We start from the raw sequence: 21,171 nt of genomic DNA on the forward strand, positions 1-21,171 counted from the left end.
GTGTCTGCCAGCGGCGGAGCGCTGACGTGAGCGGGGAGACGGCGCCGCCGCTGGCGCGGTCCACGCTGGATCGCGCCGCGCATCGGCGGGGCGACGCGCAGTGGCTGACCGAGGCGTGGCTGCGCGGCCGGATCCTGCTGCTCGACTCGACCGACGACGGGCGGACGCTCGCCCGTACCGACGTGTCGCCCCCCACGCTGGTGCTGTTCGGCGCGGCCGACGTGCCGGCCGGCGCCGAGTCGACGGCGATGTTCCTCGGTGTCGAGCCGGACGGGGTGCCGGTCTTCGCGCTCGACACGCCGCTGCCGACGGTGCCGGGCACCCGGGCGGTCAACCTGCGGGAGGTGGGCCACCTGCTCGGCGATCGGGAGGCCGGCATCTTCACCACGGCGCTCGCGCTGCTCAACTGGCACACCCGGCACGGCTACTCGACGGCGACCGGCGCGCCGACGGTGATGGACGAGGCCGGCTGGTCCCGGGTGGATCGCAACGGCGGGCGAATCTGGCCGCGTACCGACCCGGCGATGATCGTGCTGGTGCACGACGGCGTCGACGGCCCCGAGGGCCGCTGCCTGCTCGGCAACAACGCCGGCTGGCCGGGCACCCCGGGTGGTCGGCGCTACTCCTGCCTGGCCGGATACGTCGAGCCGGGGGAGTCCGCGGAGGCCGCCGTGCTGCGCGAGGTCCGCGAGGAGGTGGGCATCTCCGTCGAGCGGATCAGGTACGTCGGCAGCCAGGCATGGCCGTTCCCGGGCTCGCTGATGCTGGGCTTCCTGGCCACCGCCGACCCGGCGGATCCGGTGCAGGTCGACCCGTCCGAGATCGCGTACGCCCGGTGGTTCAGCCGCGAGGAGATCGGGGCCGCGTGTGCGGGGAGGGCCGTGGACGTGGGGGACGGGGCTCGGCTGATCCTGCCGCCGCCGTCGTCGATCGCGTTGTTCCTCATCCATCGCTGGCTGGACGGCTGGGTGGACGCCGACCACTGAGCACGGTCCCGGCCCGTGGCCGCCGTTGCCGCGGCGGTCACGGGCCGGGAACACGGGCCGTCGTGGTCGGTGGGAGCGATGGACGCGGCGGGGGAGCCGAGCCGACCACGACGGACGTCTGGGGTCAGGTGCCGGTGCGGCCGGGTCTGCGCCGGAAGATGGGCCGCGGCTCGCCGAGTGGCAGGACCTTGACCCGTTGCTTGCCGGCTCGTACGGCGCCGACCGTCGACAGGGCCCGGGCCAGCAGCAACGCGGCGTCCCGGTCCTCGGCGTGCACGGTCTGCCGGCGCGGTTCCGGGGTGGTCGTCTCGTCGCGGAGGCGATGGCCGTCCGCCCAGGCGGCGGCGATGTCCCCGTCGGCGACGGTGCGGATGTCGGTGCGAACGATCAGGAACCGCATAAGGGTCTCCGGATGAACCGCGACGAATGAGCCAGTGTGGAAGTTCCACGTTCTCGTGGGTCATGTTACGCCCCGTGTTCGTCTCAGCAAGTGAAACGCGCCTATTGTTTCCGAGCCTCGTCCGATCAGCGGATGCCTGGTCAGCGGGGTTGCCGCCGAACAGGGCGACGGGGCCGCCGGCATCATGCCAACGGCCCCGCCCCGGTCAGGAGGATCAGTTCAGATCGAACTGGCCCGTCTTCGCCCCGGCGATGAAGCCGAGCCACCCGGCCCGGTTGAACAGCAGCACCGGGCCGCCCCGGTCCTTGCTGTCGCGCAGCGCGACCGCCGACGGGCCGGTGCCCAGGGGGGCGACCTCCACGCAGTTGGAGGTCTGGCTGCGGGTGCTGGTACGCCACGGGGCGTCCGCCAACGAGCTGGCGGAGACGGACGGCGTGTTGTGGATGTCGTTCATGGCTCTGCTCCTGATGTGAACCGATCCGATGGGACGAGTGGTGCCGCACGCCCGACGGAGGGTCCCCCGTGGATCACCGATCCGTCAGTCGCCCCGAGGCCCGGCGGCGTTGGGTCGGCGCCGTTGCCGGCCCGAACGCCACTGTGGATGGGGGCGTCGCCCCGGTCAGCCGTCCCGTCGCCTCGATCAGCCAGGAGAGGGTGTCCGAGGCGTCTAGTGCCGCCGTGCATAGCCACTCGAACACCACTTTATAGCGATTTAGCGCGATTGACTCGGTCGACATGACGTCGGTGAACCCCCCTTCGATGGCCAATGTCTCCGGATCGAGCGGATCGGCGAACCGATAGAGGGAGAAGGCGGTCGGCGGAAGGTACCAATCGCCGATCTGGGTGTCCCGCAGAAGCAGATGCAGAGTCACGTTGGGCAGCAGGGCAAGCTCGCACAGCTGGTGCAGCTGCTCGTGCAGCACCTCGGGCGGGCCGGCCCGACGGCCGAGGGCCGCCTCCTCCAGCACCGCGGTGTAGCTCGGCGCGTGCGGCTCGCGGGTCAGCAGCAACTGGCGGGCCAACCGGGCCTGCACCTCGGTCTCCGGCTCGTCGGTCGGCTCCGGTTCGCCGGCGCCCTCGCTCACCTGGCGGGCCGAGACGATCCGGACCTTCGCGTACCCGGCGGTCTGCAGCAGACCCGGCACCAGAACCGGGTTGTACTCGGAGATCTCCGCGCAGCCCGCCTCCAGCTCGGCCCAACTGCGCTGCTGCTGCGTCATCACCGGAAAGTTCTTCAACCAGCCGCGCATGTCGCCGGCCTCACCGGCGATCGCGAGCAACTCCTCGCGCGACGCGGTGTCGGCCCCGTAGAGGTCGAGCAGAACGCCGACATCCTGCGGGTCCGGTCGGCTGCGGCCGTTCTCCAGGCGGGACAGTTTGGACGCGGACGCCCAACCGATCCGCTCGATAACCTGGTCACCGGTGAGGCCTGCGGCTTCGCGCAGGCTGCGCAGTTCGATGCCCAACCGTCGGCGACGCATGATCGGGCTGGGTGCGGCAGGAGGCACAGTGTCCTCTTTCCCGTCGACCGCCGCAGACGCGACGGTAACTGTATGAAATTCGCCCCCCACGGTCAGTATGGACGGCGCGACCGGCGTCGGAGGTTCCGGCGGGGGCGTGTCTTGTCGAAAAATGGACCACGGATACGCCGGACGACGACGGACCCCTGGTCTCAGCCCCGTCGACCGCGCCCAGCCGGGCACGCCATCCCGCCGGAGGGACCCATGCGCACCGTCCTGCGCCGACCCGACTTCCGCCTGCTGTTCGGCGGCCTACTGGCCAGCATGACTGCCGAGTCGATCCTGCTGCTCGCGCTCGCCATCTGGGTCAAGGACCTGACCGGCTCCAACGGGCTCGCCGGCGGCATCATCTTCGCCGTCATCGCCCCGATGACGTTGGCGCCGCTGGTCGGTTGGTTCGTCGACAGGTACCCGCGCCGGCCCTTCTTCGTGACCGCGAACGTGGTCACCGCGCTGCTGCTCGTCCCGCTGTTCACCGTCCGCGACGCGGGCGACGTCTGGCTCGTGTACCTGGTCGCGGCCCTCTACGGGCTGTCGTCCATCACGCTCGGCGCGGCGCTCAGCGGGTTGATCCGGCAGTTGGTGCCGGTGGAGCTGCTCGCCGAGGCGAACGGCGTGCTGCAGACCGTACGCCAGGGGTTGCGGCTGGTCGGACCGCTGGCCGGCGCGGCGCTCTACGCGGCGCTCGGCGGGTGGGCGCTGGCCGGGATCGGCATGGTCGGCTTCGTGACCGCGGCCGCGGTGGTGACCGCGGTGCCGAGCCCGGCGCTGACGCCGCCGACCGTGCGGCTGCGGTGGCCCGCCGAGCTGGGCGCCGGCCTGCGGCATCTGACCGATGAGCCGGCGCTGCGCCGGGCCCTGCTCGGCTACGGGCTCGGATCGCTGGTGATGGGTTTCAGCGAATCGCTCATCTTCGCCTACGTCGACCAGGGGTTGGATCGCGACGCCGCCTTCGTGGGCGTGCTGGTCATGGTGCAGGGCGTCGGTGGGCTGTTCGGTGGGCTCTGCTCACCGACGCTGGTCCGCCGACTCGGTGAGATCGGCACGCTGGCCGCCGGGGTGGCCTTCTTCTCCCCGGCCGCGCTCGCGCTCGCGTACCCCGATCTGCGGCTCGGGATCGTGGCGGTGCTGCTGGCCGGCGTCTCGCTGCCGTTGACGATGGTGGGCCTGCACACGCTGATCCAGCGACGTACGCCACCCGGGCTGGTCGGCCGGGTCGCGGCGGCCACCCAGGCGCTGGTCAGCGGCCCGCAGGCGCTCTCCATCGGCGCCGGTGCCCTGCTGGTCGGCGTCCTGGACTACCGGGCCCTGTTCCTGCTGGTCGGGGCGGCCACGCTGGCCGCCGGCGTCTACCTGTGGCGGGGCCGGCACCTGAGCGCGCCGGCCGACGGCCGGGGGCCCACACCGCCGACCCGCCCGACCCTCCCCGCGCCGCGCCGCCCGGTCGACGCCGACATCGTCGCGCCGGTGGCCACCGGACCCCGGCGACCGCCCCGGCGGTGACGGATGTCGGACACGACGAACGGCCGCCCGGATCCGGGCGGCCGTTCGTCGAGAGGTGATTCGGCCGGTCAGGCGCTGAGGGTCGCCAGGTGCTGCTTGACCTGCGTGATCGAGGGGTTGGTCAGGGCGCTGCCGTCGGCGAAGCGCAGCGTCGGCACCGTCTGGTTGCCGCCGTTGACGCTCATCACGAACTCCGCGGCCTCCGGATCCCGCTCGATGTCGACCACCTCGTACCCGATGCCCTCCCGGTCGAGCTGCGACTTCAGCCGGTGGCAGTAGCCGCACCAGGGGGTGGAATACATCGTCAGCATGGTCGGATCCTCCAACTCCTCTGACCGCCGGCTTGCGGATCAAGCCGAGGCTGTCCGCTACAACGTCCGGAGGAGCTGAGATGATTCCTGGTTGTGGTGGTTCACTCAGCGTCGGAAGGCGTACTTGCCGGGCTGGACCCGGAGCAGCGCTCCGCGGTGACCGCACCCGCCGGCCCGGTCTGCATCCTCGCTGGCGCCGGCACCGGCAAGACCCGCGCGATCACCTCCCGGATCGCCCACCGGGCGCTCTCCGGGGAGATCTCCCCCCGGCACGTGCTCGCCGTCACCTTCACCGCCCGGGCCGCCGCCGAGATGCGACACCGTCTCACCCTGCTCGGGGCGCACGGTGTCCAGGCGCGGACATTTCACTCCGCAGCGCTGCGGCAGGTGCGGTACTTCGCTCCCCGCCTGCTGGCCGGCCGGGCCATGCCCGAGCTGCTGGACAGCAAGGTGCGGCTGGTCACCCTCGCCGCCGCCCGGGTCGGCCTGCGTACCGACCGGGCCGCCGCGCGGGACCTGGCCGGTGAGATCGAGTGGGCCAAGTCGTCGCTGGTGGAGCCGGGGGACTACGTGGTGTCGGCGGCCCGGGCGCTGCGGGACACGCCGCACGAGCCGGCGAAGGTGGCCGAGGTGTTCACCGCGTACGAGCAGCTCAAGCGCTCCAACGGGGTGATCGACTTCGAGGACATGCTGCGCGCCGCGGTGTGGGGCATCGAGGAGCACCGGGACGTCGCCGAGCAGGTCCGCAGCCAGTACCGGCACTTCGTGGTCGACGAGTACCAGGACGTCAACCCGCTCCAGCAGCGGTTGCTGGACGCCTGGCTGGGCGGCCGGGACGACCTGACCGTGGTCGGCGACGCCAGCCAGACGATCTACTCGTTCACCGGGGCGACCTCGTCGTACCTGGTCGACTTCCCACGCCGGCACCGGAACGCCACAGTGGTCCGGCTGGTTCGCGACTACCGCTCCACCCCGCAGGTCGTCGGGCTGGCCAACGCGGTGATCTCCCAGGCCCGCGGCGCCGAGGCGCGGCTGCGGCTGGAGTTGAGCGGGCAGCGCCCCCCGGGACCGGAACCCGACCTGCGGATCTTCACCGACGAGCCGGCCGAGGCGAACGCGGTGGCCGCGCGCTGCCGGTCGCTGATCGACGCGGGCACCCCGGCGAAGGAGATCGCCGTGCTGTTCCGCGTCAACGCGCAGTCCGAGGCGTACGAGAAGGCGCTCACCGAGGCCGCCGTGCCGTACGTGGTGCAGGGCGCGGAGCGGTTCTTCGAGCGGACCGAGGTGCGCCAGGCGATGGTCGCCCTGCGGTCGGCCACCCGCTCGATCCCCGGGGAGACCCCGTTGCCGACCGCCGTGGTCGAGGCGCTCACCGCGGTCGGCTGGGCCCCGGACGCGCCCCCGGCCGGTGGCGCCGCCCGCGAGCGCTGGGAGGCCCTGTCCGCGCTGGTCCAGCTCGCCGAGGAGTACGCGGCCACCCCCGAGGTGGTGCCGATCGGCGAGGCGGCGTCGGTGGAGCGCCCGGTCACCCTCACCGACTTCACCGAGGAACTGGCCCGTCGGGCCGCCCAGCAGCACGTGCCGACGGTGGACGGGGTCACGCTGGCGTCGCTGCACTCGGCCAAGGGGCTGGAGTGGGACGCGGTCTTCCTGGTCGGCCTCGCCGAGGGCACCCTGCCCACCACGTACGCCAAGACCGTCGAGCAGGTCGAGGAGGAGCGCCGGCTGCTCTACGTCGGCATCACCCGCGCGCGGCAGTGGCTCTGGCTGTCGTACGCCGCCGCGCGCTCGTCGGGCGGCCGTGCCCGGCGACCGTCGCGGTTCCTGCCCCAGCTGGACCGTTCCGGCGGCACCGAGCGGGCGGGCGCCTCCACCGGTCCCGCGCGCCGTCCCGAACGGCGCCGGACGCAGATCGTGTCCTGTCGGATCTGCGGCGCGACCCTGCTCGCCGGCCCCGACCGCAAACTGGGTCGGTGCCCCACCTGTCCCTCCGACATCGACGATGAGCTGCACGAACGCCTGCGCGAGTGGCGGCAGCGGGTGGCCGGCGCGCAGAAGGTCCCGGCGTACGTGGTGTTCACCGACGCCACCTTGACCGCGCTGGCCGAGCGGCGTCCCGGCCGGCCGGAAGAGTTGATCGCCATCGCCGGCATCGGCCCCCGCAAACTGGGCCTCTACGGGGAGTCGGTGCTGGCGCTCGTGCAGGGCGCGGGGGTGGACGACGTCTGCCCGGAGAAAACTTTCGAAATCTCGTCGTAAATTCGTTTGCCCTCGCCCCCGGGCGAGGAATAGCCTCAGAACACACCACGCGAGCGGCGCCATTCCGGCTGCTCACGGGGGTTGGTCCAGTCGATTCGAGGAACGTGAGGGAGGTGGCCACCGTGGAGATCTTCACCTATGAGCGTCTGACGGCGATGCCGTCTGTCCACGCTCCGCTGTCGGCTGTCCGGGTGGCCCTTGCGGCCGCACGACCGTCGGTTCCGCAGGTGCACCAGGTTCAGGCCGAGCTGAATCTGACCGTTGCGCCAATCGCCGGAGTCGAGGGGACCAGTGGCTTCACGGGCATGGGCATCGATGGCGCCAAGAAGCGCACGGATGTCCGCGGCGTTCCACCTCGAGGTAGACCGGTCTGATCCTCAGACACCGGCTCACCTCGAGGCCGCGGAACCCGCTACCGGGATCCGCGGCCTCAGTTTTTTGCCCCGCCGAAGTACGTCGGAATGCGATCCACGAGATCGAAGTGAGAGAGAGGTGACCGGGAGATGAGTCTGGCGTTGGCCCCCCTCGATGTGAGCGTCGAGCTGGAGGCGAACCTGCCCTGCCGGAAGTTCGACCCCGACCTGTGGTTCTCCGACTCGCCTGCCGAGCTCGAGCTGGCCAAGTCGCTCTGCGGGGACTGCCCGCTGCGCGTCGAGTGCCTGGCCGGGGCGGTGGAGCGAGCGGAGCCGTGGGGCGTCTGGGGCGGCGAGATCTTCGAGCGTGGCGCGGTCGTTCCGCGTAAGCGGCCCCGTGGCCGTCCGCGCAAGGAGGACGTCGCTCGTGACGCGGAGCTCCGGGTCGAGGCCGAGGCGCGCCTGGCGGCCAGTGGGCTGTCCGAGGTGCGTGGCGCGGTCCGGCTGGCAGCCTGACATGTTCCCGACCCGTACCAACTACGCCGGTGGCACACCGGCAGTGAGTGAGAAAACGATGTTGAACGTTCCGAGTGGAGCCTTCGAGATGCAACTACTCCACGAAGCGTTGACCAGGGCTCGAATGCGCCGGCCTCAGGCCGGTCGTACCACCACGAGCACTGAGGCAACCCGATCCGCCCGTACCGTCGCCATGAACGGCCGCAACCAGTCGGCGCGCGACCTGGGCGTTCTCTAGTACCACCCCACGCAGAAGGGCGGGTGCCGATCGGCACCCGCCCTTCCTCACATCCTCAGGCGACCGGCGCGAAGCCCGGCAGCCAGCGCTCCAGGATGCTGCGGTACGGCGCCTTCGCCTCCAACTGGCAGAGCACCCCGATCGAGCCGAGCGTCACCCGGTGGATGAGCAGGTACGACGGGGGCAGGTTGAGCTTCCTGCTCAGCTGGTAGGTGGGGGAGCGAGGGCTGGCCAGCCGGGCCGCCTCGGCCCGCAGCCAGGCCCGGGTGAAGCGGAACCCGTCGGCCGCGATGGGCTCCAGCATCGGGCGGAGGAAGTCGAGGACACCCTCGGCGTCGATCTCGTCGGTGGCACCGATGAACCCCTCGTCCCGCAGTCCCGCCACCACCCCTTCCGCGTCGCCGCGCAGGGCCCGCCCGGCGATGCGGCCGATCGGCTCCGGCGTGCCCTCGGGCATCCGGGCCACCGCACCGAAGTCGATCACCCCGAGCCGGCCGTCGGCCAGCAGCCGGAAGTTTCCCGGGTGCGGGTCAGCGTGCAGAAGACCGGCCCGCTGGGGCGCGGAGAGGTGCAACGTGGCCATGAGCCGGCCGGCCTCGTCCCGCTGCTCCTCGGTGCCGTCGAAGATGATGTCTGCCAGCGGGGTGCCCGTCACCCATTCGGTGACCAGCACCCGGGGCGACGCGGAGACCACCTCCGGGATGAAGATCTCCGGATCGTCGGCGTACGCGGCGGCGAAGGTGCGCTGCGACTCGGCCTCGAGCTCGTAGTCCAGCTCCTCGGTGATCCGCTCACGCAGTTCGACCAGGAGCGGCTTGACGTCGAGGCCGGGTTGGATCGCCCGGAACATCCCGCCCAGCCGGGAGAGCTGCTTGAGGTCGGCGAGCAGCGCGTCGCCGGCGCCCGGATACTGGATCTTGACTGCCACGTCGCGGCTGTTCGGCTCGCCGGACGGGCCGTAACCCGGCTCGCGCCACCGAGCCCGGTGCACCTGCCCGATGCTGGCCGCCGCCGCCGGGGTGTCGTTGAACTCGACGAACCGGTCGCGCCAGTCGGGGCCGAGCTGCTCGGCCAGCACCTTGTGCACGCTCGCGGCCGGCAGCGGCGGCGCGGCCTCCTGCAGTTTGGTCAGGGCCTGCCGGTACGGCGCGGCGATCTCCTCCGGCAGGGCCGCCTCGAAGACCGACAACGCCTGGCCGAACTTCATCGCCCCGCCCTTGAGCTGGCCCAACACGCTGAACAACTGCTCGGCGGTGCGCTGCTGGATCTCCGCGGAGATCACGTCGGAGGCGAGCCCGGTGACACGCTTACCCATGCCGAGGACGGTCCGGCCGGCGAAGCCGAGCGGCAGAGCGGCGAGCTTGGCGGTCCGGGACACGGCCCGGCGCGGGATGTCGGTCACTTCGCCATTGTTACCGACCGGAGGGCTCCGCTGCTGCTGTGCGGCCGGGCTGGTGCGTACGCCCGGGTCGGCGAACACCCGCACGCCGGGTGCGGCGGCCAACCTCGGCGGCGGAATCGGCCCGCTCCGGTGATCTCCATGGCGCCGCCCAGTGTCTCGGGGTGGGCGCCGTCGAGGTGCGCCAGGGCCTCCGCCACCGCGTACCCGATGGCCGCGAGCAGGGTGCCGGTCGCGCCGGCGGCCACCGGCTCGGCCGTGGCGAGCTGGGCGGCGAGCCCCGGCCAGGCCGGGTCACGGTCGGCGCGATGCAGCTCGACGCAGCGCAGACAGGGCCCGGCGGGTGGACGGACCAGCGGCCCGATGACCGGTACGCCTTCGCGCAGGGTCACCAGCAGGTGCGGCTGACGGCGCTGGGCGAGACCGGCGGCGAGCAGCGCGGGCGGACGGTCCGTGCCGAGTTGGATCAGCAGATCCACCCGGACGGCCCGGACCGGGTGGGTGCCGGTGCCGGGCGCGACACGGTCGACCGCCGCCCGGATCGCCGGGGCCAGCGGCCGGCCCAGCTCGGTGGCGGGGATGCCCGTCCCGACCAGGTCGATCGGCCGCACCGGGCCGGTGACGTGCGGAATCACCTGTCCGACGCCGGCCTGGGCCAGCGCCACCGCCAGCGGCCCGCCGAGCGCACCGGCACCGGTGAGCAGCACCCGGGCCGCCCGCCGGCGACGCAGAACCTGGGCGGGGGTGCCGGGCAGCCGAGCCGCGACCAGGGCCAGCGCTCCGGCCTCGGCGGCGAGCCGGGCCCGGACCGGCCCGGCCAGGTCGCGGGGGAGCAGGCTGTGCGCCGGCACCAGCAGACCCGCCGCGCGCAGGGCGTCCAGCAGCGTACGCGCGTCGTCGGTGGCGACCTGGGCCGCGAGCGCCTGGGTCAGCACGTCCCGCTCGCTGCGGGTGCCGTCCAGCAGATCGAGCAGGGCAGCGGTACGCGGGTTGGCCAGCTCCACCAGCACGGCGGGCCCCGGACCGACGCCGATCTGGAGGGTGTGCCGATCGCGCCAGAGCCGGCTGAGGCCGGGAAGGAGCGTGGGGCGGGGCAGCGCGGTACGACTCATGGTGACGAATCGTGACCGCTTCCCTGCGCTCGGTCGATCGTTGTCCACAGGTGGCCAGGGCTGTATCCAGCCTTGTCCACAGGATCTGGCGGGTTATCCACAGGCCACTGGGCGTTGTTGTCGGTCACCCGACAGCTTGGGCGACGTCCGCGGCGGCCCTTCTCCAGGACCGCGACGGGGGGGGGGGGGGGGGGCCCCCCCCCCCCCCCCCCCCCCCCCCCCCCCCGTCGATCCGTACGGTCAGACCTTGGCCTTGCCGAGAATCCGGTTCACTGTTGTGCCGCAAACCGGACACTTGCCCTTGGCCATGTTCATTCCGGTCTTCGAGACCTCGACGTGCCCCTCGAAGTCCCGCTTCTCCTTGCACTTCACGCAGTAACCGTTGTAGGTCTGGGCCTGGTCGGCCACGGTAGCCCTCCTCGTCTCGTCCGCCGGTCAATACGGTCCCGGCGGGGTGCCCGGCGGCGGGCCACACGGGGCGCCGGCGCTGGGTCTCACTCCACGGCCACCTTCGTGACCGCTGGTTCGCGGACCCTACCCAGGTCTGGGCAGTTCCATGTCAGCTGTGCATCGGCCTGTGAGCAAGTCGACGTCGAGAGTGTGCATGGCGAATTAGGTCGGATAAGTCAGTTTGGCGGGGACACGCCGACCAAACCCTCACAGCCACCCGTGCGAGTGCCCCCGCGGCAGCGCCGAGCACGGTGATCACCTACGGTGGAGGGAGCTCGCGCGCTGCCGCGCCCTCGACCTACACGGTGGGTGACGAGACGTCCCGGCGGCGTCCCGGCGACGACCGGTCCAAGAAATTTTCGGGACGCTGGGCGACCAAACACCATTTTTTGGGCGCGTGTCGTGCGGTTGACTCTTGCGGACTCCTGGTCAGTACGCATTAGCTTTCCCTCGTGACACGTAGCCGAGGCTGCGCGGGCCAGTGATGGCGGGGACGCGTAAGCCGGTCGTCGAGGTGCGGCGCAGCCAGCGTCGGCGACGCACGGTGTCTGCGTACCGTGACGGTGAGCGGGTGGTCGTCCTCATCCCGGACCAGTTCTCCCGGGCCGAGGAGAGCGAGTGGGTCGACCGGATGTTGGCGCGACTCGCCGCCCGCGAGGGCCGGCTCGCCCGCTCGGACGACGAACTGGTCGCCCGGGCCAACCGGCTGATCGATCTCTACCTCGGCGGGTACGGCGCGAAGGCGGTGCCCGCCAGTGTCCGTTGGGTCACCAACCAGAACGGCCGCTGGGGCTCCTGCACGCCCGCCGACCGCAGCATCCGCATCTCGCACCGCGTCCAGGACATGCCCGACTGGGTGATCGACTACGTGCTGCTGCACGAGCTGACGCACCTCATCGTGCCCAGCCACAACGCTCGCTTCTGGGCGCTGGTCGGCCGCTACCCCAAGTCGGAGCGGGCCCGCGGCTACCTTGAGGGCGTCGCCGCCGCCTCCTGCGCCCCCGTCCCCACCTGATCCGCCCCTGGCCCTGCGCCCGTCCCTGGCCCCAGCGCGCCCGGCCTTGATCGACTCCAGGTCGCCGATGAGGCGGTGTCCCGGCTTGGAGATGCCCCCAGATCGCCGATGTGGAGTCGATCACCGGCCCCGCCGGGCTGGCTGGCCCGTCTGGGCTGGCGGGCTCGGCGGGTCGGGTGCGTGGGGCTTGCGGGTGGGTGAAGCCCTGGGCCGGGGCGTTAGGGTCGGGTCATGGCGCGGCGGGTGGTGGTGGTGATGCTCGGGCCGGTGTGGTGGTCGCCGCCGGGGATCGACCGGGCAAAGTGGCGGGCGGCGCTCGCCGAGGATGTCATCGACCTGGCCGCGACCCTCAACGAGGTGGACGTCGCCGTCGCGGTGACCCCGGCCGACCGCCCGCTGGCGGACGCGCTGGTCTGGCCCGGCACCGCCGTCCACGAGGTGCCCGAGCCGACACCGAACGCGGTGTTCGCCGCGTTGGACGGCTACGACCAGGCGGCCGTGCTCGTCGCTGACGTGCCCGACCTGCCCGCGCTGACCGTCGGCAAGCTGCTGCGCCCGCTCACCACCCGGTCGGTCGCCGTGGCCCCCGTGGAGGGCGGCGGCCCGGGTCTGCTCGGAGTGGCCGTACGACTGCCCGTGCCGGAGTGGTTGCCCCCGCTCGACCTGGACACGGCGACGCCGGCGGACGCCCGGGCCGGTGCTCCCGCGCCCGGGGACGTCGCCGTCACGGCCGGCTGGCGGCGCCAGCGCGGCCCGGCCGACCTCGCCACCCTGGACCCGGCCTTCGAGGGCTGGGAGGCCACCCGTTCGCTGCTGTCGGGCTCGGGCCGCCCCGCCTGATCGGCACGCTGTCGACGCGCCTGGCCGTCCGTCCGGGTCGTCGTGGGCGTGATTCACTCGGGTTCCTGGAAACCGCGGCGTCCAGGCCGCGCGGACAACGCGCCTTCCAGGAAGCCGAGTGGATCATCGAGCCGGGCGTGTGCCGGACGCCCGCTACCGATTCGCGCGGGCGCCCGGCCTGCCGCCGTCAGCTCTTGGTGCCGCCGTCCGTGCCGCCTTCGTCGTTCTTGCCCTCGTCGTCGTTGCCGTCGGGCTCGCCCGGCGCCTTCTCGTGCGCGCCACCCGGGGCGGTGAAGTCGAAGCTGTCCAGCTCGCTCAGGTCCGAGTCGTTCATCGCGAAGGCCACCGGGTCGGCGAAGTCGTCGTCCGACGGGAGCAGGTCCGGGTGACCCCAGACGGCGTCCCGGCCTTCGATGCCGCGGTGCTGGGTGAGCGCCGCCCACAGGGCCGCCGCCTCGCGCAGCCGGCGGGGGCGCAGCTCCAGGCCGACGAGCGCGGCGAAGGTCTGCTCGGCGGGGCCGCCGGCGGCCCGGCGGCGGCGGAACGCCTCGCCCAACCGGACGACGTTGGGCAGGCGGTCACTGGCCGCGCTGTCCACGACGTGGCACACCCAGCCCTCGACCAGGGCCAGCGCGGTCTCCAACCGGGCCAGCGAGGCCTTCTGCGCCGGGCTGTCCTCCGGGGTGAAGATGCCTTCCAGGGCGATCGCCTGCATGGACTCCGGGTCGGTCGGGTCGACCCGGCCCATCGCCTCCTCGATCGCCTCGCGGTTGACCCGGATGCCCGAGGCGTACATCTCGACGGCACTGAGCACGTGCCCGCGCAACCACGGGACGTGCTGGAACAGCCGCTGGTGGGCGGCCTCGCGCAGCGCCACGTAGAGGCGGACCTCGTCCTCGGGCAGCTCCAGGCCTTCGCCGTACGCGCGGATGTTGGCCGGGATCAGCGCGGCCGTGCCGGCCGGACCGAGCGGCAGCCCGATGTCACCGGCGGAGAGCACCTCCGCGGCGAGCGAGCCGAGGGCCTGCCCGAGCTGACCGCCGAAGAGCGCGCCACCGAGGGTGGCCACCATCGACTGCATCGGGCCGAGCTGGGCACGCGCCTCCGGCGGCACCAGGTCGCCCATCGCGCCGACCATGCGGCTGGCCACCGGGTCGCAGAGCTTGCGCCACACGTCGAGCGTCTTGAAGATCCACTCATTGCGGTTCCAGGCGACCGGGGACTGGATGCCCGACGGCCAGGACGAGGCCGGCTCCAACCACAGGTCGGCCAGGCGCAACGCCTCCTCTACCGCGTTGCGCTCGTACGGCGACACCGCCGGGTCGCCAGCGGCGGCGAGCTGGCTGGCTGCCACCTGCCGGGCCAGGTCCCAGTTGACCGGCCCGCTGCCCGGCGCGGAGAGCAGGTGCTGCAACTGCGACATGAACTGCTGCATCTGCGCGGGATCGTTGGGGTCTGGTGGTTGCCCACCCGGGAGCGCGAAACCGAACGGAATATCAGGCACGACGTCTACGGTACGCGGGCCGCGCCCCAGGTAGCCGCCGCTGGCGTTGCGCTGAGGGCGAAGTCGCGCGGCGCATCCGTCGGGTGGGCCCGGAGCAATCGGTACGCTCTGGCGCATGAGACGTCGTGGCCTGACGGTCCTGCTCGGTGCCCTGTTCACCGCCCTGCTGAGTATCGGGGTGCTCCGGGTGCCGATCCCGTACGTGGTGCTCGGCCCGGGCCCGACGGTCAACACCCTCGGCACGGCCGACGGTAAGGAGGTCATCCAGGTCACCGGCCGGGAGACCTCCACCTCCGCCGGCCAGCTCCGGCTGACGACCGTGGGGGTGCAGCCCACGGTGCGGCTCCGCTCGGCGATCGCCGGCTGGTTCTCCCACGACGAGGCAGTGGTGCCGCGCGAGCTGGTCTACCCGCCGGGGGAGTCGACGGAGCAGGTCGAGCAGCGCAACGCCGAGGACTTCAAGGTGTCGCAGACCAGCGCCGAGACCGCCGCGCTGCGCGAGCTGGGCTTCCCCGTGCAGGTGGTGATCAAGACGGTGGCCGCGGACGGCCCGTCCGCCGGGGTGCTCAAGGTCGGCGACGTGGTCACCTCGGTCGACGGTAAGCCGGTGCCGGTGGCCGCCAAGGTCACCGAGCTGATCCGGGCCAAGCCGGCCGGTACGGCCCTGAGCATCGGTTACACGCGCGACGGCACGGCGTCCACCGCGACGGTGACGAGCCGCGAGCAGGACGGCCGGCCGCGGATCGGCGTCGAGATCGACCAGCAGCAGCCGCACCCGTTCACGCTCGGCATCGACCTGGGGGACATCGGTGGCCCGAGCGCCGGCCTGATGTTCGCGCTGGGCATCGTGGACAAGCTGACCCCGGCCGACCTCACCGGCGGAAAGGTCATCGCGGGCACCGGCACCATCGACGACGAGGGCACGGTCGGCCCGATCGGCGGGATCGCCCAGAAGCTGGTGGGCGCGAAGCGTGCGGGGGCCAAGGTCTTCCTGGTGCCGGCGGACAACTGCGCCGAGGCGGTCCGCAATCCGCAGCCCGACCTGCCGTTGCTGAAGGTGGGCTCGCTGGACGAGGCGCTGACGGCTCTGGAGACGTTGCGCGCGGGTGGTCAGCCGACCCGCTGCTGACCGGTGTGACCGTGCCCCGACACGTTCAGAAACACCCCGTACTCTGGGTGCCTGATCGGAGCCGATCACATCGAGCGTGCGGAGCCAACCGTGGTAATGCGTAGCAGCAGCCCCCTGCCGAGGATGAGCCGGCGCGGCCGCGTCACCATCGCTGTCCTGGTCGGGGTGTTCGTGCTCTTCACCCTGCTCGGCTGGGGTGTCCAGGCCTGGACGGACTGGCTCTGGTTCGACGAGGTCCGCTACACCGAGGTCTTCACCGGTGTGCTGGTCACCCGGCTGATGCTGTTCCTCGTCATCGGGCTCGGCATGGCGCTGGTCGTCGGCGGCAACCTGTGGCTGGCCCACCGGCTGCGTCCGCGGCTGCGGCCGCACTCGGTGGAGCAGGCCACCCTGGAGCGTTACCGGATGGCGCTCAGCCCGCGCCTCGGCACCTGGATCGCGCTGACCGCCGCCGTGGTCGGGCTGTTCGCCGGCCTGTCCGCGCAGAGCCGGTGGAACCAGTGGCTGCTCTTTCGCAACGGTGGTGACTTCGGGGTCAAGGACCCGGAGTTCGGGGTGGACATCGGCTTCTACGTCTTCCAGCTGCCGTTCTGGCGCTACCTGCTCGGTGTCGGCTTCACCGCCGTGGTGCTGGCCCTGATCGGCGCGCTGGCGGTGCACTACCTCTTCGGCGGGGTCCGCCTGCAGGGCATCGGCGACCGGATGAGCAACGCGGCCCGCGCTCACCTGAGCACCCTCGTCGCGGTGTTCGTGCTGCTCAAGGCCCTGGCGTACGTGCTGGACCGCCGGGCGATGCTGCTGGAGTACAACGAGGGCGCCAAGTTGTACGGTGCCGGCTACGCCGACGTCAACGCGTTGCTGCCGGCGAAGGAGATCCTGGCGTACATCTCGATCGTCGTGGCGATCGCGATCATCGTGTTCTCCAACGCCTGGATGCGGAACCTGGTGTGGCCGGGCATCTCGCTCGCTCTGCTCGGCGTCTCCGCCGTGGCGATCGGCGGCATCTACCCCTGGGCGGTGCAGACCTTCGAGGTGAAGCCGAGCGCCAAGGACAAGGAAGCGCCGTACATCCAGCGCAGCATCGACGCGACGCGGGCGGCGTTCGGGCTGGGCGCCACCGACACCACCCCGTACGCGGCGAGCAACCTCACGCCACCGGCGAACCTGGCCACCGACACGTCAGTCGTGTCGAACGTGCGGCTGCTCGACCCGCAGCTGGTCAGCGAGACGTACACCCAGCTCCAGCAGGTGCGGGGCTTCTACGACTTCGGCCCCAAGCTGGACATCGACCGGTACGGGGTGAACGGCAAGACCTCCGACTACGTCGTCGGCGTACGGGAGATCAACTACGGCGAGCTGACCGACCAGCAGAACACCTGGATCAACCGGCACACCGTCTACACCCACGGGTACGGCCTGGTGGCCGCCCCGGCGAACCAGGTGGTGTGCGGCGGACAGCCGTTCTTCGTCTCGGGCTTCCTCGGCGAGAAGACCCAGGAGGCGTGCTCCTCGCAGACCGAGCAGATCCCGGCCAAGCAGCCCCGCATCTACTACGGCGAGCGGATGGCGCCCGACGACTACGCGATCGTCGGCCAGTCCGACCCGAACAAGAAGGCCGAGTTCGACAGGCCGGTCGGCGAGGGTGGCGGCGAGTCCTACACCTACACCGGCGAGGGCGGCGTCAAGATCGGCTCCTTCACCCGGCGGCTGCTGTACGCCATCAAGGAGCAGGAGTCGAACTTCCTGCTCTCCGAGGCGGTCAACAAGGACTCCAAGCTGCTGTACGTGCGCAACCCGCGGGACCGGGTGGAGAAGGTCGCGCCGTTCCTCACCCTGGACGGCGACCCGTACCCGGCGGTGGTCGACGGCCGGGTGCAGTGGATCGTCGACGGCTACACGACGGCGGCGACCTACCCGTACGCCGAGCGGGTCAACCTCCAGGTCGAGACGACCGACGAGCTGACCAACCGGGGCACCTTCCAGCTGGCCCGGGAGAACGTCAACTACATGCGCAACTCGGTGAAGGCCACCGTCGACGCGTACGACGGCACCGTGACGCTCTACGAGTACGACGACACCGACCCGGTGCTCAAGGCGTGGAACAAGGCGTTCGGCGGGGACCTGATCAAGCCGAAGGCGGACATCCCGGTCGAGCTGACGGAGCACCTGCGCTACCCGGCCGACATGTTCAAGGTGCAGCGCAACCTGCTCACCAAGTTCCACGTGACCAACCCGGGTGACTTCTACTCCGCGCAGGACTTCTGGCAGGTGCCGAACGTGCCGGACGCGCCGGACAGCGGTCAGAAGCAGCCGCCGTACTACCTGTTCACCCAGTTCCCCGGCCAGGAGGGCCCGCGGTTCCAGCTCACCTCGGCGGTCACCCCGAACGGCCGGCAGAACCTGGCCGCGCTGATCTCCGGGTCGTACGTCGACGGGAAGCCGCGGCTGGAGGTGCTGGAGCTACCGGACCAGACCCGGATCTCCGGGCCGGTGCAGGTGCACCAGCAGATGACCAACAACGCGAACATCCGCCAGCAGCTCAACCTGCTCTCCAGCAACCAGGCGCAGGTGCAGTACGGCAACCTGCTGTCGCTGCCCTTCGCCGACGGCATGCTCTACGTCGAGCCGGTCTACGTGAAGAGCAACCAGCAGGACGCGTACCCGCTGTTGCAGAAGGTGCTGCTCTCGTACGGTGACGGCGGCTCGTTCGTGGCGCTCGCCGACAACATCAACGACGGCATCAAGCAGTTGGTCGAGCAGGGTAAGAAGGCCGGGCAGGGCACGTCGCCGCCGCCGACCACCGGTGGCAACCCGACCAACCCGTCGCCGAGCGCGACCCCGACGCCGGGCAGCACGACTCCGCCGCCGGCCGGCGAGCTGGCCGCCGCCGCGGACCGGGTGCAGACCGCCATCACCGAGGTCCGCGCCGCGCAGACCTCCGGGGACTTCGAGCGGTACGGTCGCGCGCTCAAGGCGTTGGACGAGGCGCTCACGGCGTTCCAGCAGGCGCAGCAGGGCGCCAACCCGACCGGCGGTGCGCCGCCGGCGCCGAGCGCCACCCCGAGCGCCGGCACGGGCGGCTGACCGGCCGCCCGAGGAGCACCCCGGAGCCCTCGTCGTCGGACCTGTCCGGTCCTGGCGGCGAGGGCTCCGTCGCGTCCGTACGTTATGCCGGCCTGTCGCCTCTCCGACACGCTTTGTCCCGCTGAACCGCAACCCACGACCACCTCCCGCCGTCCTTGATGCAACGGGGCGCGGACAAGGGGGCAGGCGTGAGGGACGCACAGAGCTTCGACGAGTTCTACCGCAGCACCGCCCGGCGGATGATGCGGTACGGCTACGCGGTGACCGGTGACCACACCGAGGCGCAGGACCTCGTTCAGGAGGCGTTCGCGCGGGCCTGGCGGCAGTGGGGGCGACTGTCCGAGCATCCGGCGCCCGAGGCCTGGCTGCGGTTGGTGGTGTCCCGGCTGGCGAACGACCGCTGGCGGCGCCTGCACCGCTCGCGGGCGATGGTCAGCCGCAGCGGGCCGCCACCGACCGCGCCCCCGCCGAGCGAGAACGGGGTGCTGCTCGTGCACGCGCTTCGCCAACTGCCGGCGACGCAGCGACAGGCGCTGGCCCTGCACTACCTCTTCGACATGCCGGTCGAGGAGATCGCCCGGGAGGCCGACGTGCCACTCGGCACCGTCAAGTCCTGGTTGGCCCGCGGTCGGTCCCGGCTGGCCGTACTGCTGCCCGACGTCCACATCGAGGAGCTGGAGGCGAACGATGTCAGCTGACCTTCCCGACCTGTACCGGTCGCTCACCGTCGTGGCCGACGGTGTGGAGGTGGCCCACCCCGAGCTGGTCCGGCGGCACGCCGACCGGCGGGCCCGGGTCCGGGTGGCCGGCAGTGCGCTGGCGGTGGCGGTGCTGCTCGGCGGGGTGGCCGTCGGGGGGCGGCTGGCGTTCTCCGCCGACGGGTCCGCGCCGCTGCCACCACCGGCCGGCACGCCGGCCTCCCCGCTGCCGACCGGGTCGGCCCTTCCACCCTCCCCGTCGCCGTCCGCGCCGGCGTCGGCATCCACGGCGCCCTCGTCCCCGACGCCGTCGCGCGCTACGCCGAGCGGTACGCCCTCGGCCGAGCCCACCGGCGCGGCGACCGCCCACCCACCGACCTCGATCCCGGACCGCGCCTTCTTCGTCCTGGCGGCTGCCAACCGGACGGGCCTGGAATCGACCGCGCCGGGCCCGGTCCTGCCGGCGCTGTGCGGGACCCGGTATCCCAGCGAGTCGGCAGTGGTGCAGCGCCGCGCCCGGTCGATGGCCTACAAGCGACCGGAGACCCCGGCGGGGAGCGTGCCGGACGGCAGTTACCGGCACAGCATCGCGATCTACCGTCCCGGCCGCGCCGAGGACGCGCTGCGGGAGCTGCGGCAGGCCGTCCGCGCCTGCCCGGAGCAGCGGATGCCCGACGACACCAGGACCTGGCGGCAGCGACTGCTGGACCCGGGGGCGTACGGCGACGAGTCGGTGCTGTTCGAGCTGCGGGCCCCGTACCCGCAGGGCATGGGCGATCCGGGCGCGGACGAGGTACGACTGGTCCGGGCGGTCCGGGTCGACGACGTGGTGACGGTGCTCTGGGAGCAGGGTTGGGAGTACACCGCCGCCGAGCGCGCGCAGGTCGACGCCGACAGCCGACGGGCGGTGGCGGCGATCGAGAAATGGCTCGGCTGACGGCGGTATCGGAGTCGTTTTGCGGTGCCCCGGGTCGGTGCGCTACGGTTAACGAGCCGACGCGGGGTGGAGCAGCTCGGTAGCTCGCTGGGCTCATAACCCAGAGGTCGCAGGTTCAAATCCTGTCCCCGCTACGACTGAAAGCCCGTCTCCGGATCTCCGGGGACGGGCTTTCGCCATCTCCGGGACCCGTGTCCCGAGCCGCCGAGGCCCCCGCTGATCATCGTCGGGGCGGATGGGTTAGGGTTAACCAGTCGACGCGGGGTGGAGCAGCTCGGTAGCTCGCTGGGCTCATAACCCAGAGGTCGCAGGTTCAAATCCTGTCCCCGCTACCACGGAAAGTGCACACCGGACCCGGCCCCAGATGATGGGGCCGGGTTTTCTGTTTCCCGGCCGGGTGCGGTGCGGGTCGGCCTGTGGACGCTGCCGACGCGGGGCGCGGTGCGGAAGGGCGGCGGGTCCGCTCCGGCCGCCCGAACGGCGTGAATTCGGTGTGGACCGACGTGCTGAGGTTGCGTCCTTCGGCGAGGATGGGCGCATGTCTTCATTCGGGAAGTGGTGGGGCCGGCTCAGCGCGGTCCTCGGTGCGGTCGTCCTGGCGGTCTTCGTGCCGGTCGCGGCCTGGGCGTCCACGGGGACCGGCGAGTTGGTGGTGGAGGCCGCCCGGCGGCGCTCCCGTGGCGGCGGCTTCGGTTTCCTCGGTCTGCTCTGCTGCCTCGTGGTGGTGGCGATCATCGTGTTCCTGGTGCTGCGTCTGACGCGCGGCCGACGCGGTGGCCCCCCGCGCTGACCGTTGCCCATCCGGCCGGGCGCCGCCCCCCCCCCCGCGCCGGCGGGGGGGCGGGGGGGGCGGCGGGGGGGGGGGGGGGGGGGGGGGCGCCGGGGGGGGGGGCCGCCCGGGGGGGGGGGGGGCGGGC

At 72.1% G+C, this 21,171-nt stretch carries 20 protein-coding genes and 2 tRNA genes; 14 read left to right on the top strand and 8 right to left on the bottom strand.

The annotated features are described in order from the left end of the window. The first annotated feature begins 26 nt into the window (after positions 1–26). The gene (gene nudC, locus ACGGAQ_RS25100; protein ID WP_393052940.1) at positions 27–986 is read left to right on the top strand and encodes an NAD(+) diphosphatase; all 960 of its coding nucleotides are present in this window, start codon (positions 27–29) and stop codon (positions 984–986) included. 124 nt (positions 987–1,110) lie between these two features. Here nudC and ACGGAQ_RS25105 read toward each other — a convergent pair whose 3' ends face one another. The 3 genes from ACGGAQ_RS25105 to ACGGAQ_RS25115 form a co-directional block, all read right to left on the bottom strand. Further along, complete coding sequence (locus ACGGAQ_RS25105) at positions 1,111–1,386, bottom strand: hypothetical protein (RefSeq protein ID WP_393052942.1); 276 nt, start codon at positions 1,384–1,386, stop codon at positions 1,111–1,113. A 214-nt stretch (positions 1,387–1,600) separates the two neighbouring features. Next, positions 1,601–1,840 carry a DUF397 domain-containing protein gene (locus ACGGAQ_RS25110; RefSeq protein WP_354861535.1) on the bottom strand — a complete coding sequence of 80 codons (240 nt, stop codon included), beginning with the start codon at positions 1,838–1,840 and terminating at the stop codon, positions 1,601–1,603. A 73-nt stretch (positions 1,841–1,913) separates the two neighbouring features. Then, positions 1,914–2,894 (bottom strand): helix-turn-helix domain-containing protein, encoded by a 981-nt coding sequence (locus ACGGAQ_RS25115; RefSeq protein ID WP_393052944.1) that lies wholly within the window; start codon positions 2,892–2,894, stop codon positions 1,914–1,916. Between the two features lie 216 nt (positions 2,895–3,110). Between ACGGAQ_RS25115 and ACGGAQ_RS25120 the strand changes: the two genes are divergently transcribed. Beyond that, a complete protein-coding gene (locus ACGGAQ_RS25120) occupies positions 3,111–4,409 on the top strand; it encodes an MFS transporter (protein ID WP_393052946.1) in 1,299 nt (432 codons plus the stop codon). Between the two features lie 68 nt (positions 4,410–4,477). Here the strand turns inward: ACGGAQ_RS25120 and ACGGAQ_RS25125 are convergent, their stop codons facing one another. After that, positions 4,478–4,720 (bottom strand): mycoredoxin, encoded by a 243-nt coding sequence (locus ACGGAQ_RS25125; protein ID WP_355063701.1) that lies wholly within the window; start codon positions 4,718–4,720, stop codon positions 4,478–4,480. Positions 4,721–4,813: 93 nt separating this feature from the next. Between ACGGAQ_RS25125 and ACGGAQ_RS25130 the strand changes: the two genes are divergently transcribed. The 3 genes from ACGGAQ_RS25130 to ACGGAQ_RS25140 all read left to right on the top strand — a co-directional run bounded on the left by ACGGAQ_RS25130 (position 4,814) and on the right by ACGGAQ_RS25140 (position 7,848). Then, positions 4,814–6,979, top strand: coding sequence for an ATP-dependent DNA helicase UvrD2 (locus ACGGAQ_RS25130; RefSeq protein ID WP_393052949.1), 2,166 nt, complete (start codon positions 4,814–4,816; stop codon positions 6,977–6,979). A 122-nt stretch (positions 6,980–7,101) separates the two neighbouring features. Further along, on the top strand, positions 7,102–7,353 hold the full coding sequence (locus ACGGAQ_RS25135; RefSeq protein WP_393052952.1) for a hypothetical protein: 252 nt from the start codon (positions 7,102–7,104) through the stop codon (positions 7,351–7,353). A gap of 129 nt (positions 7,354–7,482) precedes the next feature. Beyond that, entirely contained in the window at positions 7,483–7,848 is a 366-nt protein-coding gene (locus ACGGAQ_RS25140; RefSeq protein WP_007464802.1) for a WhiB family transcriptional regulator, read from the top strand. A 293-nt stretch (positions 7,849–8,141) separates the two neighbouring features. Here ACGGAQ_RS25140 and ACGGAQ_RS25145 read toward each other — a convergent pair whose 3' ends face one another. The 3 genes from ACGGAQ_RS25145 to ACGGAQ_RS25155 form a co-directional block, all read right to left on the bottom strand. Further along, entirely contained in the window at positions 8,142–9,488 is a 1,347-nt protein-coding gene (locus tag ACGGAQ_RS25145) for an ABC1 kinase family protein (RefSeq protein ID WP_393052955.1), read from the bottom strand. Then, positions 9,485–10,597 carry a hypothetical protein gene (locus ACGGAQ_RS25150; protein WP_393052958.1) on the bottom strand — a complete coding sequence of 371 codons (1,113 nt, stop codon included), beginning with the start codon at positions 10,595–10,597 and terminating at the stop codon, positions 9,485–9,487. Before ACGGAQ_RS25150 ends, ACGGAQ_RS25145 begins: the two co-directional genes overlap by 4 nt. A gap of 240 nt (positions 10,598–10,837) precedes the next feature. Continuing rightward, positions 10,838–11,005, bottom strand: coding sequence for a DUF5679 domain-containing protein (locus ACGGAQ_RS25155; protein ID WP_007464795.1), 168 nt, complete (start codon positions 11,003–11,005; stop codon positions 10,838–10,840). Positions 11,006–11,531: 526 nt separating this feature from the next. Between ACGGAQ_RS25155 and ACGGAQ_RS25160 the strand changes: the two genes are divergently transcribed. Both ACGGAQ_RS25160 and ACGGAQ_RS25165 read left to right on the top strand, forming a co-directional pair. Then, positions 11,532–12,062 (top strand): M48 family metallopeptidase, encoded by a 531-nt coding sequence (locus ACGGAQ_RS25160; RefSeq protein WP_234587656.1) that lies wholly within the window; start codon positions 11,532–11,534, stop codon positions 12,060–12,062. A 231-nt stretch (positions 12,063–12,293) separates the two neighbouring features. Continuing rightward, entirely contained in the window at positions 12,294–12,902 is a 609-nt protein-coding gene (locus tag ACGGAQ_RS25165; RefSeq protein WP_393052962.1) for a hypothetical protein, read from the top strand. A 187-nt stretch (positions 12,903–13,089) separates the two neighbouring features. Here ACGGAQ_RS25165 and ACGGAQ_RS25170 read toward each other — a convergent pair whose 3' ends face one another. Beyond that, positions 13,090–14,337 (bottom strand): zinc-dependent metalloprotease, encoded by a 1,248-nt coding sequence (locus tag ACGGAQ_RS25170; RefSeq protein WP_393052986.1) that lies wholly within the window; start codon positions 14,335–14,337, stop codon positions 13,090–13,092. A gap of 184 nt (positions 14,338–14,521) precedes the next feature. On the opposite strand from ACGGAQ_RS25170, the gene ACGGAQ_RS25175 reads away from it, so the two are divergent. The 7 genes from ACGGAQ_RS25175 (at position 14,522) to ACGGAQ_RS25205 (ending at position 21,044) form a co-directional block, all read left to right on the top strand. Next, positions 14,522–15,535, top strand: a complete 1,014-nt coding sequence (locus tag ACGGAQ_RS25175) for a PDZ domain-containing protein (RefSeq protein WP_354862712.1) — start codon at positions 14,522–14,524, stop codon at positions 15,533–15,535. A gap of 96 nt (positions 15,536–15,631) precedes the next feature. Further along, positions 15,632–18,619 carry a UPF0182 family protein gene (locus ACGGAQ_RS25180; RefSeq protein ID WP_393052989.1) on the top strand — a complete coding sequence of 996 codons (2,988 nt, stop codon included), beginning with the start codon at positions 15,632–15,634 and terminating at the stop codon, positions 18,617–18,619. A 188-nt stretch (positions 18,620–18,807) separates the two neighbouring features. Then, entirely contained in the window at positions 18,808–19,317 is a 510-nt protein-coding gene (locus ACGGAQ_RS25185) for a SigE family RNA polymerase sigma factor (protein ID WP_393052965.1), read from the top strand. Continuing rightward, positions 19,307–20,254 carry a hypothetical protein gene (locus ACGGAQ_RS25190; protein WP_393052968.1) on the top strand — a complete coding sequence of 316 codons (948 nt, stop codon included), beginning with the start codon at positions 19,307–19,309 and terminating at the stop codon, positions 20,252–20,254. The genes ACGGAQ_RS25185 and ACGGAQ_RS25190 overlap by 11 nt, the downstream gene beginning before the upstream one ends. Before the next feature lie 60 nt (positions 20,255–20,314). Then, a tRNA-Met gene (locus ACGGAQ_RS25195) sits at positions 20,315–20,388 on the top strand. A 124-nt stretch (positions 20,389–20,512) separates the two neighbouring features. Next, positions 20,513–20,589 (top strand) — tRNA-Met (locus ACGGAQ_RS25200). A gap of 203 nt (positions 20,590–20,792) precedes the next feature. Continuing rightward, complete coding sequence (locus ACGGAQ_RS25205) at positions 20,793–21,044, top strand: hypothetical protein (RefSeq protein ID WP_393052971.1); 252 nt, start codon at positions 20,793–20,795, stop codon at positions 21,042–21,044. The last annotated feature ends 127 nt before the right edge of the window (positions 21,045–21,171 follow it).

It is taken from the genome of Micromonospora sp. NPDC047557 (assembly GCF_043205095.1).
GTDB lineage: Bacteria > Actinomycetota > Actinomycetes > Mycobacteriales > Micromonosporaceae > Micromonospora.

Bases quoted from the DNA above. Each gene is read 5' to 3' on its own strand.
- ACGGAQ_RS25140 (WP_007464802.1), top strand. From the start codon at position 7,483: ATGAGTCTGGCGTTGGCCCCCCTCGATGTGAGCGTCGAGCTGGAGGCG.
- ACGGAQ_RS25175 (WP_354862712.1), top strand. From the start codon at position 14,522: ATGAGACGTCGTGGCCTGACGGTCCTGCTCGGTGCCCTGTTCACCGCC.
- ACGGAQ_RS25150 (WP_393052958.1), bottom strand. From the start codon at position 10,597: ATGAGTCGTACCGCGCTGCCCCGCCCCACGCTCCTTCCCGGCCTCAGC.
- ACGGAQ_RS25110 (WP_354861535.1), bottom strand. From the start codon at position 1,840: ATGAACGACATCCACAACACGCCGTCCGTCTCCGCCAGCTCGTTGGCG.
- ACGGAQ_RS25160 (WP_234587656.1), top strand. From the start codon at position 11,532: ATGGCGGGGACGCGTAAGCCGGTCGTCGAGGTGCGGCGCAGCCAGCGT.
- ACGGAQ_RS25120 (WP_393052946.1), top strand. From the start codon at position 3,111: ATGCGCACCGTCCTGCGCCGACCCGACTTCCGCCTGCTGTTCGGCGGC.
- ACGGAQ_RS25190 (WP_393052968.1), top strand. From the start codon at position 19,307: ATGTCAGCTGACCTTCCCGACCTGTACCGGTCGCTCACCGTCGTGGCC.
- ACGGAQ_RS25125 (WP_355063701.1), bottom strand. From the start codon at position 4,720: ATGCTGACGATGTATTCCACCCCCTGGTGCGGCTACTGCCACCGGCTG.
- ACGGAQ_RS25165 (WP_393052962.1), top strand. From the start codon at position 12,294: ATGGCGCGGCGGGTGGTGGTGGTGATGCTCGGGCCGGTGTGGTGGTCG.
- ACGGAQ_RS25180 (WP_393052989.1), top strand. From the start codon at position 15,632: ATGCGTAGCAGCAGCCCCCTGCCGAGGATGAGCCGGCGCGGCCGCGTC.
- ACGGAQ_RS25105 (WP_393052942.1), bottom strand. From the start codon at position 1,386: ATGCGGTTCCTGATCGTTCGCACCGACATCCGCACCGTCGCCGACGGG.
- ACGGAQ_RS25170 (WP_393052986.1), bottom strand. From the start codon at position 14,337: ATGCAGCAGTTCATGTCGCAGTTGCAGCACCTGCTCTCCGCGCCGGGC.
- ACGGAQ_RS25205 (WP_393052971.1), top strand. From the start codon at position 20,793: ATGTCTTCATTCGGGAAGTGGTGGGGCCGGCTCAGCGCGGTCCTCGGT.